Below are 12514 nucleotides of genomic sequence, written 5' to 3'. Positions count from 1 at the left end.
AGCTAGATAATGGCGGGCGCACTATCGACGAAATATCATCTATCGCCCCAGATTGATTCCCGCGGCTGGCAAAGATAAAATTGTGTCTGAATGCCCAAGTTTGAGAGATACACCACAACCGATGATTGACAGGTAACTGCTGAATTGAGGATTGGTTCAAAAATCCTGATTCATTCGATCGTCCTACTAATATCTTACTCCACAAAGTTCACGGTGAGCATCCCCGATCGCGAGCCGATTTTAGATTTTAGATTTTAGACTTCGACGGCTTCGATCGCGTCGAACGATTTTAGATTTTAGATTAACTCCTCTATATAAATCTGGAAGCTGGATCTTTGGTCTCAAATTTGGGGCTCGACGATCGTGAGTGTAGATCGTACAGTATCCTTTTTGCCGGGATCGCGGTAGCAGTTGCGATCGAACGATCGATCGCGGTTTCCACGGGGAAACTCGCAGCAAATCTGGCTGTTCGGGAATTGATTTGTAGCGCGAATTCGGAAAATTCCTACCGCCAATTAACAATTAGCAATTCCCTCCGCTACGCTTCGCCCGCCACTCATTACCAATCTACTCGTTTCGGAGGGATTGAGCAGCTAAATAGAGTTTGCTCCACTCGCCGATGACTTGATTGGTTTTTAACTTTAATTCAGAGGCGATCGTCTCTACACTTTTCCCTGCTTTGAGCGATTCTATCAACTGTCGCTGCACCGGCGTGAGATCTTGTAAATATTGCTGCCACTGGGCGGGAGTCAAGCCCAAACTGTGTTCTTTGAGCGAAATTTCCAGCCAGTTAGCGACTAATTCTGGTGCTTGTTTGACTGCAAACACCCGAATCGCGTGGTAACTGACTTTTTCTCGCAAGCGGTAAATTTGTTTGACTGGCACCTTCAAATCCTCAGCAATTGCCTCTTGGGAACGGCCTTGCAGGTAAAGCCGCAGCCATCGCGAAGCCAGCGGATCGACTTCAGCAGTCAAGTAATTCTCAAATTCTTGTTGGACAATCTGCCGCTGAGTTTGCCGTTCTTCCCAAGCTTGATGTTCTCGATAATCCGACATCGCCTGTTCGTCTAGCAAGCTGAGCGGTTCGTCTGTATCGTCAGGCAGAACCTGTTCCGACACCAGCCGCACCCAATCTCCCGCCGGGACTTGCGTCAACCCGCCCCGCTGGGAACGCCGCAGGTAGTTGACGAAGCGGTACACCAGCAGCGGCTGGTTGCGGATCGGCCGCAAGCAGTATTCTTCTGTGCTCGCTAGCAGCAAAGCATTTCGCAAGCGCTTATCTGTTGTGCATTCGGCAATCCAGGCGACTTGCTGCTGGAGGTAGCGATCGGAATTCAGCATTTCCTGAATCACTTCTTGCAGTACCTCTACCGCACTGCGCTGTCTGTCGCGACTCAATGAAACCCACGCTTGGATTTTTTGCCGGAGCACCACCAAGCCGCCCAGGCGCCCGATCAAGTTGCGGTAAGCTCTTTCTGGCGCTACTCCCAGATACCGCTGCTGCAAAATTCGATATAAAAAGTCGATCGCCCCAGAAGCGACAGCGAGTTGAGTCGGATTTAGAGTGTCAAATCTTTCTGGCTTGTCTCCCAACAGCCAGCGAACAACACTCTCGCGAGTGCTAGAGCTCTCGTCGGGGCAATCTTGTTCGAGTCGCGACTTCCAATCTTCTGCTAGTCTTTCCGCCAAGGTCATGAGCTGCTGAGAATATCTTTCACCCCCGATTTTAAGTGCTATGCTGATCATTTGAGTGTTTTTTAGCTCTAATCAGACCTGTGACCGGTAAAATAATTCTGTGATGTTATTATCGCGATCGCAATTCCAGGCTATTTTGACGGCCGATCCATAACTTTTGTAACGATCGAATCGGGAGATGAATTGCCTCTTGACAAAAACACCAAACTTTGTTATGTAAAAATTTTAGGTCAACTAACGCACTCACCAGCCAATTACCAATTACCAATTACCAATTACCAATTACCAATTACCAATTACCGATTACCGATTACCGATTACCAATTACCGATTACCAATTACCAATTACCCATTACCCATTACCAATCCGTAGCTCCCTCACTTCACAATTTCTATATGCCTAACTTTTTATTAGAACTCGGCACCGAAGAATTGCCCGCATCTTTTGTCGCAGGCAGCGTCCAACAGTGGCAGGAACTCGTACCTGCAACTCTGGCAGAACAATCTTTGACAAATGAATCAATTAATGTATACGCAACTCCGAGGCGTTTGGCCGTTCTTGTTAAAGGACTGCCACTCAAGCAATTAGACAGAGAAGAAGAGGTAAAAGGGCCGCCCGCAAGTTCGGCTTTTAAAGATGGCAAACCGACGAAAGCAGCCGAAGGTTTTGCGAAAAAACAAGGCGTAGAAATCGATGCTTTGGAAGTTCGCGCTACCGATAAAGGCGATTTTGTGTTTGTTCTCAAACAGATTCCGGGGCGGATGACGGCGGATATTTTGGTCGAACTTGTGCCGCAGTGGATTAACAAGTTAGAAGGCAAAAGATTTATGCGGTGGGCTGACGGAGATTTGAAGTTTCCGCGCCCGATTCGATCGATCGTAGCGCTGTTTGATGATACTGTACTGCCGATCGCATTGGTCAGCGGTTCAGATACCGTCAAGAGCGATCGCATTTCCCAAGGACATCGGGTGTTGCACACCCCCCCTACACCGGAGATGGGGGGGGTCTCGATTCCGCAAGCCGAGGATTATGTCGAGTGTCTGCGGGCTGCTGGCGTGGAAGTCGATCGACAACAGCGCAAAACTCAAATTAAAGCACAAGTAGAAGCCGCCGCCACCAAACAAGGCGGTTACGCCGACATTACCGAAGATTTGTTAGAAGAAGTTACCGACTTAGTAGAATGGCCCAACGCCGTAGTCGGCAAATTTGACGACGGTTTTTTGATGTTACCGCCGGAAGTAATCACCACAATTATCGTCACCAACCAGCGCTATTTTCCAATTCTCAAAAGCCCAGAATTCCCCGAACTCCTACCCTATTTCATTACAATTTCCAACGGCGATCCGGCAAAATCGGCGATTATTGCCGCAGGTAACGAGCGAGTCGTGCGGGCGAGATTGGCAGACGGTCAGTTTTTCTACAAAGCAGACTTGGTAAAGCCTCTAGAGGATTATTTGCCAAAGTTGGAGACGGTCACTTTCCAGGAAGATTTGGGTACAGTGCGCGCCAAGGTCGATCGACTGTGCAAGATTGCCTCTCTCATCACCAAGCAACTGCAAATCACCGCCGCAGAACAAGCTTACATAGAAAGAGCAGCATTGCTTTGCAAAGCCGACCTTGTAACCCAAATGGTTTACGAATTTCCCGAAATGCAAGGAATTATGGGGCAGAAATACGCCTTAGCTTGCGGCGAACCGGAAGCCGTAGCAACAGGAATTTTCGAGCATTATTTGCCCAAAGGTGCGGGCGATAATTTGCCGCAAACTCTCACAGGTCAAGTTGTCGCAATCGCTGACAAATTAGATACATTAGTCAGCATCTTCGGCTTAGGAATGCTGCCGACTGGTTCCTCCGATCCCTTCGCCCTGCGCCGCGCCGCCAATGCAATAACTAACATTATTTGGGCGGCTCAGTTGCCAATCAATTTGCACCAACTACTTGCAGAAGTTGTCGCAGAATTTACCGCGGTGCGCCCCCAAACATCGGCGGAGTTGCTATCGCAATTATACGAGTTTTTCCTGCAAAGAATTCGCACTTTGCTGCAAGAAGAAAAGAATGTAGATTATGATTTGGTGAATGCAGTTTTGGGAGAAAACGACCCAGAATATACTGAACGAGCATTGAGAGATTTGTTGGACGCGCTGGAAAGAGCAATTTTCCTGCAACAAATCCGCAATGACAAGACTTTGGATCTGATTTACGAAACAGTCAACCGTTCGACTCGTTTGGCGGCTCAAGGTGATTTGGATAAGGTAGAATTGGAACCGAAAACGGCGGTGAAACCCGAGTTATTTCAAAAGTCTTCCGAACAAGCTTTTTACGATGCTGTGGTGCAGTTAGTGCCGCAAACGCTGCTATCGAAGCAAACTCGCAATTACCAACAGTTGGTAGATAGTTTGACGGAGATTGCTCCGGCTGTGAGCAGCTTTTTTGACGGGCCAGAAAGCGTTTTGGTGATGGATTCTGACCCGGAAATTAAGCGCAATCGCTTGAATTTACTGGGTTTGTTGCGGAATCACGCGCGGGTGTTGGCTGACTTTGGGGCGATCGTCAATCGATTTTAGACGAGGTACGTAGTTGCGCTTCAGCGCTCTTTCATACATAAAGGTACGTTGTTGCGCTTCAGCGCTCTTTCTTATATAGCGGGTGTTGGCTGACTTTAGGGCGATCGTCAATCGATTTTAGACGAGGTACGTAGTTGCGCTTCAGCGCTCTTTCATCTATATAAATAAGAGCGCTTAAGCGCAACAACATACCTTTTTTCGTAAATTAAGCATAATGGCCAATAGGCAAAAATTCATGCAAGGTTAAGATATAAACTTAGAAAACCAGGGAAATTCGCTCCATCACACACATAACGTATGCCGATCGCTCATATAATTGGATTAGGAAAATCAGGGATTGCCGCCGCCAGACTGCTCAAACGCGAAGGATGGGAAGTAACGCTGAGCGATCGCTCATCGGCCCCAAACTTGCTCGAACAACAACAGGAACTAGCTAACGAAGGCATCAACCTAGAATTAGGTAAATCTTTTGAACCTGACAAATCCATAGAATTAGTAGTAGTAAGTCCGGGCGTTCCCTGGGATATTCCAGCATTAGTACGCGCCCGAGAATTGGGAATTGAAACAATCGGAGAAATGGCTCTCGCATGGCGCTATCTCAAATCTCCTTGGGTAGCAATTACTGGTACTAACGGCAAAACTACAACTACTGCTTTAATTGCTGCGATTTTTGCCGAAGCAGGGCTTCATGCTCCCGCTTGTGGCAACATTGGTTATGCTGCGTGCGAATTAGCTGCTTCCGAGAAACCGCCGGATTGGGTAATCGCAGAAATCAGCAGCTATCAGATAGAATCATCGCCGTCGGTAGCGCCGCGCATCGGAGTTTTGACGACTTTGACGCCGGATCACCTCAGCCGCCACAAAACTTTAGAAAATTACTACAACATTAAAGCCCATTTGCTAAAAAATTCGGAATTGCAAATCATCAACGGTGACGATCCTGGTTTGCGGCAGCAAGGAGTTGACATTTGGCCGGATGCGTGTTGGACGAGTGTCAAAGGTGAAAAAGATTTGTTGGGAAAACACGCTTTTGGAGCGTACATCGAAGACGGTTGGGTAATCGCTCAAGGTGATAAAATTTTGCCTGCTGAGTCTTTGCGGATGGTGGGCGAACACAATTTGCAAAATTTGTTGATGGCGGTGGCGGCTGCTAATTTGGCGGGGATAGATAAAAGTGCGATCGCCCGGGCGATCGCGAAATTCCCCGGAGTGGCGCACCGCCTCGAACACATCCGCACCTGGGAAGGCATAGATTTCATCAACGACAGCAAAGCGACTAATTATGATGCGGCGGAAGTTGGGTTAGCTGCTGTCAGCGCGCCGGCGATTTTGATTGCGGGCGGCGATCCCAAAGAGGGCGATGATAACGCTTGGATTGATACAATCAAGGCGAAGGCTGTTGCAGTGCTGTTAATTGGGGATGCAGCGGGCCTTTTTAGCGATCGGCTAGAACAAGCAGATTATAACGCTTGGGAAATCGTCGAAACAATGGAAAGAGCCATTCCCAGAGCCGCAGAATTAGGCAAACAAAACAAAGCTAAAGTCGTACTGCTTTCGCCAGCTTGCGCCAGCTTCGATCAATACCAAAGCTTCGAGCAACGCGGCGATCATTTCCGTCAATTGTGTCTCGAATCGCTTCCCAAAAAGTAGGGCTGCATTACGCGATATCCGCAGGGACACGGCAATGCCGTGTCCGGTGCTGGAACCTACAACTTTATAAACAGGCCATCCCTCAAACACTCTTCCAAATATCCTTAATTTTTGCCTGCTGTTCCCATTCCAGCTCATCAAAAACTAGCATCATTTCCTCATGAGTGTAATCAATAATAATCGCAGCCAACTGAGCCACCGTTTTCGCTTCCAGCAGCGCTAGTTTCAATTTAGTCATTACTTCTTTATCCATTAACGCTAAAACTTTAATCTTGACCTCACTTTGACTTTATTTCTGCCTGCAAATCTCATTTAATTTTGGCTGAAAACTGGCAATCTCAGCAGCACTGATTGTATCATGATACCGCGAGGAGATTAAAAAATCTTCCCGACAAAGCTGAGAGCGCAATTTTTCATCAATCTCCAGAATCTTGCCTTCGGAAGTGGCAGTTTTTCCCAACAAAGCTGCGATTTCCCGTTCCAGTTGGCGATTTCCTTGCTCGAAGAAATCTTGAGAGTTAGAACGAAATAAACCGCTATTAACTTGTTGAATTGGGTTAATTGTCAGCGATTGAGCGGAGACAGCAGCCGGAAATACAAAAAAGAATACTGCCAGCCACAAGCTAGGAATTATTGGTTTGAGAATGCTGTTCATCACTATCGGGAGGACTTTTTACCTCTATTGGTTTCTCGTCTTCTGACTCGCTGGCTAATTCATCTTCTAGTGCGAGTTTTTCTTGCCACTCGGTAAGCTGTTGAAAAAGTTGCTGGTTAATTTGAAATACAGGTTTGTTAGTTTCAGACATATTGACTCGTGAAGGTAATTGAAAGAGTTGTATTTGCGTCGTAAGGTGCTGATGCTGCACCCTACTAATATTAGTTATAGCTGTGAAACTTTTACCAGCGACATGATGATGCCAATCAATGAACCGCCAAGCAAAGTTAAAGTAGCTAAGGTACTAATACCAAATCCTGCGGCTCGTTTTTCCGCCGCTTGGTAATAACCCCAAGCAAACAAAATGCGTCCAACTATCCAAACTGCACCGATACCGGCTGCCCAAATTGGGCTGACAAATTGCGAAAACAGCCATAGCGAGGGCAAAAATAGAATCATTTGCTCTAGGGTATTTTGCTGAACTCGCACTACTCGTTCAAAGTCCGGGTTTCCTGTCATCTGCGGGGGAGAAACTTTGTATTTGAATCTGGCTCTGCCAACGTTGATGGTAACAACGAAGTATAGAATTAATGCTGAAACAGTTATTAGACTAGGCCAGAGTGTGGCGTTTGCTTCTGCGAGCATGATTGGGGATTATTGGGGTGGACTAGATATATTCATTATACTATTTTTCTTGACGACGATTGTAGACTGCGTGGAATCGCAGACGAGGAATTTGTTAACTTAGGTGCGCTGACAGACAAGCTTCAAGAGCACCAGCAATTTTCCGAAATCCTTCTCGGTTGGGATGAACGCCATCGGGGAGATCGTCAAGGCTGAGGATATTATATAAATCAACAAAATCTATGGGCTTCCCTGCTTGTTGTTTTTCCTTGACTAACTCCTCGCTGTTTTGATTGTATAGTTTAACTCGCTGGTTTAAGGTGGGTTCAGACATTGGCGGAATTGCAGCGACAAAGAGTTTAACATTGGGTGCAGTTTGAAAAATGCGATCGATTAATTGGTTGAGGCGATAGCTTGCAGTTTGTACTTGATACCATTGTCCGATATTATTGGTGCCGATGAGGAGCAAAATAATATCGGGTTGGAAGGTTTGCAGCCACTCCACAACCCGATCGCAAATTTCTTCGATCAGCCAACCGGAATGTCCCTCGTGATGCTGAGAGAGTAGGGTATCGGGGCCATTGCTTAGGGAACCGACAAACTCAATAGCATAGCCTCGATTCTCCATTGCAGGCTGTAAGTCGATGCGATATCCTCCTGGTACGAAGTATCCATCGGTAATTGAGTCGCCTAGGGGCATGATTTTGATGGGACTATTTCCCGGTGAATCAGTGTTGCTGGAGAGGCTTGAAGGATCGGGATTTTGATTTTCCACGACAATTTTTGATGAATAACTAAGTTAACTACGCTTCAGTTTGTAGTGAGGACTTCAGTCCTTTTCCCTTTGTCTGAAGAAGGACTAAAGTCCTCACTACGAACCTGGATGAAGAAGGACTAAAGTCCTCACTACGAACCTGGATGAAGAAGGACTAAAGTCCTCACTACGAACCTGTCAATGCAGCAATTCTTCTAGTTTTTGCTGGTTCCACAAATACTGATAAAGCCCTGTTTCCTTTACCAATTCTGCGTGAGTGCCGCTTTGCACTATTTCTCCCTTTTCCATGACGAATATGCGATCGGCACTCGCGGCTGCTGACATTTGGTGCGAGATGAAAATTACGGTTTTGCGATCGGTTCCGGTTGCCAAGTTCTGCAAAATATCGGTAGCAGTTTGATTGTCCACGCTGGAAAGAGCGTCATCTAAAATTAGCACGGGAGCGTCAACTAACAAGGCTCTAGCTAGTGCTGTTCGCTGCCTTTGTCCGCCGGATAAGGTAATGCCGCGCTCGCCGACAACTGTTTTGTACTGTTGCGGAAAGTTGAGGATTTCGGGGTGGATTTGTGCCTGTTTGGCGGCTGCTTCAATCTGGGGTTCTTCTGCTAAAGGATTGCCGTAGCGGATGTTATTCTTGATGGTAGTACCGAACAGAAAGCTTTCTTGGGGCACGTAGGCGATCGCCCCGCGCAACTCCCTCAACTTCACCTCGGTAATATCCTGCCCGTCTACAAACAACTCACCCGCATCGATATTCAGCAAGCGCGGCAGGGCATTAGCCAAGGTTGATTTGCCAGAACCGATCGCCCCAACAATCGAGACTGTTTCGCCCGGTTTGATGGTAAAATTGACATCTTTGAGCGCGGGTATCTTAGCGCCTGGATAGGTATAATTCAAATTGCGAGCGACTATTTCACCTTTGACAGGAGTTGGCAAGTCCGCTGCATCGGGAGCATCCTTAATTTGCGGTTCCACAGTCAAAATTGATTCTATGCGATCGACACTGACTTCTCCGCGCTGGTAAGCAGTAATGGTGAAACCCAACAGCGCCGTGGGAAATACCAAACGCTCGACATAAATCAGCAATGCCACAAAATCGCCGATGCTAATTTCGCCCTTAGCAATTGCTCCGCCACCTGCTGAAAGTAGTACCAACAAACTGATGCTGGCTAAACCGCCTAACAGTGGAAAAATAAAGTTTCGAGTTTGGGCTAATGTCAAATTGGCTGATAGCAACTTGGCGTTACAATCGCGAAAAGCTCGACGTTCGTTTTCTTCTTGAGCATAGATTTTAATTACGGACATTCCGCTCATATCCTCTTGAATTAAATCGCTCATCGCCGATAGTTCTTCTTGGACTGCTAGTTGCTGGATGCGAAGTTTGTCGCTAAATAACTGTACCAAAACTAGCATTAATGGATAAACTGCGATCGCCAACAGCGTCAGCCGTACATTAATCCCCAGCATCACCGGCAAAGTCAAAGCATAAGCAAAGGCTGTATTCGCCAAACTCAGCACTGCAAAACCCACCAAGCGGCGAATATTGTCCAAGTCGGAAGTAGCGCGATTAATTAAATCCCCTACAGTATTGGCAGCAAAATAAGACGGTTCTAATGTTAATAAATGATTAAATATTTGCTGTTTGAGGTCAAATTCTACTTGACGCCCGACGCCAAACAGCAGAATCCGCGATGCCATCCGAATTCCCCACATGATTGAAGCTAGTACGAGAATCAGTATCACGTAGTTGAAAACTTGGTCAAATTTAGTCGCCACTTGGAGTGTGTCAACTGCATTCCGAATCAGTAGGGGAATGTAAACGCCCACAGCATTGACAATTAATAAGGAAAAAACGCCCCAGAATGTCGGTTTCCAGTGCGGGCGCATATAAGAAATGAGTTTTTGCAGTCGAGAATAACGAGCCATAGGTATAACAGTTGACAGTTGACAGTTGACAGTTGACAGTTAGTACCGAATTTAACCGTTGATGCGTATAGCAGTTGACAGTTGACAGTTGACAGGGGGCACTCCAATATCCGATCGGGCGATATGTCACAAACCACATTATATCTATGAGGACACGGCAGTGCCGTGTCCCTACAGCGGGTATGTAGGGACACGGCAGTGACGTGTCCTGGGCCACCGTTGGGGCCCGCCCTTTTCCCCAAATCCGCCCCCGCCAGCCCCACACTTCTGAGGGACACGCTACAATCTAAAGTCGATCGACTTAGCACTCAGAGTCAGAGAGTGCTAAATTTGCTAATGTAAGCGCAAGGAGACAAACATGACCAAAATAGTTGCATTTAGCGACAAATCTCGGCGGGCACTGGAACGCGGCGTCAATCAACTCGCCGATGCAGTCCGCATTACCTTGGGCCCCAAAGGCCGGAATGTCCTACTCGAAAAGAAATTCGGCACTCCCCAAATCGTTAACGACGGTATCACCGTTGCTAGGGAAATCGAACTCGAAGATCCTCTAGAAAATGCTGGCGCTCGCTTAATTCAAGAAGTCGCCTCCAAAACTAAAGATATCGCAGGCGACGGCACCACCACCGCTACCGTGATTGCCCAATCCCTCATTCGCGAAGGTTTGAAGAATGTCGCAGCAGGCGCCAATCCAGTCGCACTGCGCCGCGGGATTGAAAAAACGATCGCCCATTTAGTCCTAGAAATCGCTAAATTAGCGAAACCAGTCGAAGGATCTGCCATTGCTCAGGTCGCCACTGTCTCCGCCGGTAACGACGAAGAAGTCGGCGACATGATTGCTCAAGCAATGGAAAAAGTCACCAAAGATGGCGTCATTACTGTTGAAGAGTCGAAATCTCTGTTGACAGAATTGGAAGTTGTCGAAGGGATGCAGTACGATCGCGGATATCTTTCCCCGTATTTCGTCACCAACAACGATCGCATGGAAGTTGAGTACGAAAACGCTCGCATCCTGATTACCGACAAAAAAATTAACTCCATTCAAGAACTAATTCCGCTTCTTGAAAAAGTTGCCCGCACCGGTTCACCGCTGATCATTATCGCCGAAGATATTGAAGGTGAAGCTTTGGCAACTTTGGTCATCAACAAAGCACGCGGTGTATTGAATATCGCAGCTACCAAATCTCCTGGTTTTGGCGAGCGACGCAAAGCCATGCTACAAGATATCGCCGTTCTGACCGGCGGTCAACTGATTTCTGAAGAAGTCGGACTCAGCATTGATACCGCAACACTAGAAATGCTCGGTACCGCCCGCAAAATTACGATCGACAAAGAAAACACCATCATTGTCGCTGGCGACGAACACAAAGCAGACGTGTTATCACGGATCGAGCAAATCCGCAAGCAGCTAGCAGCGACGGATTCTGACTACGATAAGGAAAAATTAACCGAACGCATTGCCAAACTTGCTGGCGGTATTGCTGTAATTAAAGTAGGCGCAGCTACCGAAACCGAACTCAAGGATCGCAAACTCCGCATTGAAGACGCCCTCAACGCTACTAAAGCTGCTGTGGAAGAAGGTATCGTCGCTGGAGGCGGTACGACGCTGATTCACCTGATTACAAAAATTGATGCCATCAGAAGCACTTTAGACGCTGAAGAGCAAATTGGCGCTGATTTGGTTGCAAAAGCTTTGGAAGCACCTTTGCGTCAAATCGCTGATAATGCCGGTGTTGAAGGTTCGATCGCGATCGAGCGAGTGCGGGCTAGCGAGCTGAACATTGGCTACAACGCTCTCACCGACGTTTACGAAGATATGATTGCCGCTGGAATTATCGATCCGGCTAAGGTAGTGCGATCGGCTTTACAAAATGCCGGTTCCATTGCTGGCATGGTTTTGACCACTGAAGCTGTAATTGTCGAAAAACCCGAGAAGAAAAAAGCTGGTGGCGACATGGGCGACATGGGCGGCATGGGCGGCATGGGCGGCATGGGCGGCATGGGCGGCATGGGCGGCATGGGCGGCATGGGCGGCATGGGCGGCATGGGCATGATGTAGTCATTAGTCATCAGTCATTAGTGCGAACGTCCCCCCCCCGAGCGAACGGGGAGCATCTGGGTTTTGCATTTGTAGTGCTGTCCCGCTCGCGTGCTTTATAAAGCACGCGAGCGGGGACAGCACTGAAAGAAAAAATGCTTTTTGCAAAAATGAGATGCTCCCGAGCGAACGTTATTAGTCATCAGTCATCAGTTAGCAGCTAAAAACTGCCTGGTGACTGCTGGCTTTTGATCCCAAAAATGTCTCTAGCGTCTTTCGGGTGCGCACTGCCCACCTGAAGCTATTAAAGATTTTTCCAAGCAAACGCCTCTTTCCCCATCTCCCCCTCTCCCCCTCTCCCTCTCTCCCCCTCTCCCCATCTCCCCCTCTCCCCATCTCCCTCTCCCCCTCCCTCTTCTCCTTTTGTATCCGATGCGTCTTGTTGAAAAAAAGAGCAGATGCTCTAATTAAGTTATATTCCAAAACATACTATTTCCTGAAATTTTTTGTATTATAGGGAACGGGCCGAAAATTGTACCGGGAACGCCAGCAGTAAAGTGCGAAAAAATATTTGAGTGAGTTAAAC

11 protein-coding genes are annotated in these 12514 nt (G+C 47.5%); 3 read left to right on the top strand and 8 right to left on the bottom strand.

Features of this window, described 5'->3' with window-relative positions:
* Positions 1-341 precede the first annotated feature (341 nt).
* Both JGK16_RS15290 and JGK16_RS15285 read right to left on the bottom strand, forming a co-directional pair.
* Positions 342-515: a hypothetical protein gene (locus JGK16_RS15290; protein WP_293191214.1), complete on the bottom strand. Its 174-nt coding sequence runs from the start codon at positions 513-515 to the stop codon at positions 342-344.
* 52 nt (positions 516-567) lie between these two features.
* The gene (locus JGK16_RS15285; protein WP_293191216.1) at positions 568-1746 is read right to left on the bottom strand and encodes a HetZ-related protein 2; all 1179 of its coding nucleotides are present in this window, start codon (positions 1744-1746) and stop codon (positions 568-570) included.
* A 132-nt stretch (positions 1747-1878) separates the two neighbouring features.
* Between JGK16_RS15285 and glyS the strand changes: the two genes are divergently transcribed.
* Together glyS and murD are read left to right on the top strand one after the other, a co-directional pair.
* Complete coding sequence (glyS, locus tag JGK16_RS15280) at positions 1879-4260, top strand: glycine--tRNA ligase subunit beta (RefSeq protein WP_293191218.1); 2382 nt, start codon at positions 1879-1881, stop codon at positions 4258-4260.
* Positions 4261-4557: 297 nt separating this feature from the next.
* Entirely contained in the window at positions 4558-5910 is a 1353-nt protein-coding gene (murD, locus tag JGK16_RS15275; protein WP_293191221.1) for a UDP-N-acetylmuramoyl-L-alanine--D-glutamate ligase, read from the top strand.
* A gap of 82 nt (positions 5911-5992) precedes the next feature.
* Here murD and JGK16_RS15270 read toward each other — a convergent pair whose 3' ends face one another.
* From JGK16_RS15270 to JGK16_RS15245, 6 genes are all read right to left on the bottom strand, one after another.
* Positions 5993-6148, bottom strand: a complete 156-nt coding sequence (locus JGK16_RS15270; protein WP_293177903.1) for a hypothetical protein — start codon at positions 6146-6148, stop codon at positions 5993-5995.
* Positions 6149-6199: 51 nt separating this feature from the next.
* On the bottom strand, positions 6200-6565 hold the full coding sequence (locus JGK16_RS15265; protein WP_293177906.1) for a hypothetical protein: 366 nt from the start codon (positions 6563-6565) through the stop codon (positions 6200-6202).
* Complete coding sequence (locus JGK16_RS15260) at positions 6534-6716, bottom strand: hypothetical protein (RefSeq protein ID WP_293177909.1); 183 nt, start codon at positions 6714-6716, stop codon at positions 6534-6536. The genes JGK16_RS15265 and JGK16_RS15260 overlap by 32 nt, the downstream gene beginning before the upstream one ends.
* Before the next feature lie 74 nt (positions 6717-6790).
* Positions 6791-7210: an MAPEG family protein gene (locus tag JGK16_RS15255; protein ID WP_293177912.1), complete on the bottom strand. Its 420-nt coding sequence runs from the start codon at positions 7208-7210 to the stop codon at positions 6791-6793.
* A 94-nt stretch (positions 7211-7304) separates the two neighbouring features.
* Complete coding sequence (locus tag JGK16_RS15250; RefSeq protein WP_293191223.1) at positions 7305-7964, bottom strand: SGNH/GDSL hydrolase family protein; 660 nt, start codon at positions 7962-7964, stop codon at positions 7305-7307.
* A gap of 177 nt (positions 7965-8141) precedes the next feature.
* On the bottom strand, positions 8142-9890 hold the full coding sequence (locus JGK16_RS15245) for an ABC transporter ATP-binding protein (RefSeq protein WP_293177918.1): 1749 nt from the start codon (positions 9888-9890) through the stop codon (positions 8142-8144).
* Between the two features lie 358 nt (positions 9891-10248).
* Here JGK16_RS15245 and groL point away from each other — a divergent pair, with 358 nt between their 5' ends.
* Positions 10249-11949, top strand: a complete 1701-nt coding sequence (groL, locus tag JGK16_RS15240) for a chaperonin GroEL (protein ID WP_293152181.1) — start codon at positions 10249-10251, stop codon at positions 11947-11949.
* Positions 11950-12514: the final 565 nt, after the last annotated feature.

Origin of the sequence: Microcoleus sp. PH2017_09_SFU_O_A (genome assembly GCF_020738625.1) — a bacterium.
Lineage (GTDB): Bacteria > Cyanobacteriota > Cyanobacteriia > Cyanobacteriales > Microcoleaceae > Microcoleus.
This window is presented reverse-complemented; position numbering and strand designations above follow the sequence as displayed.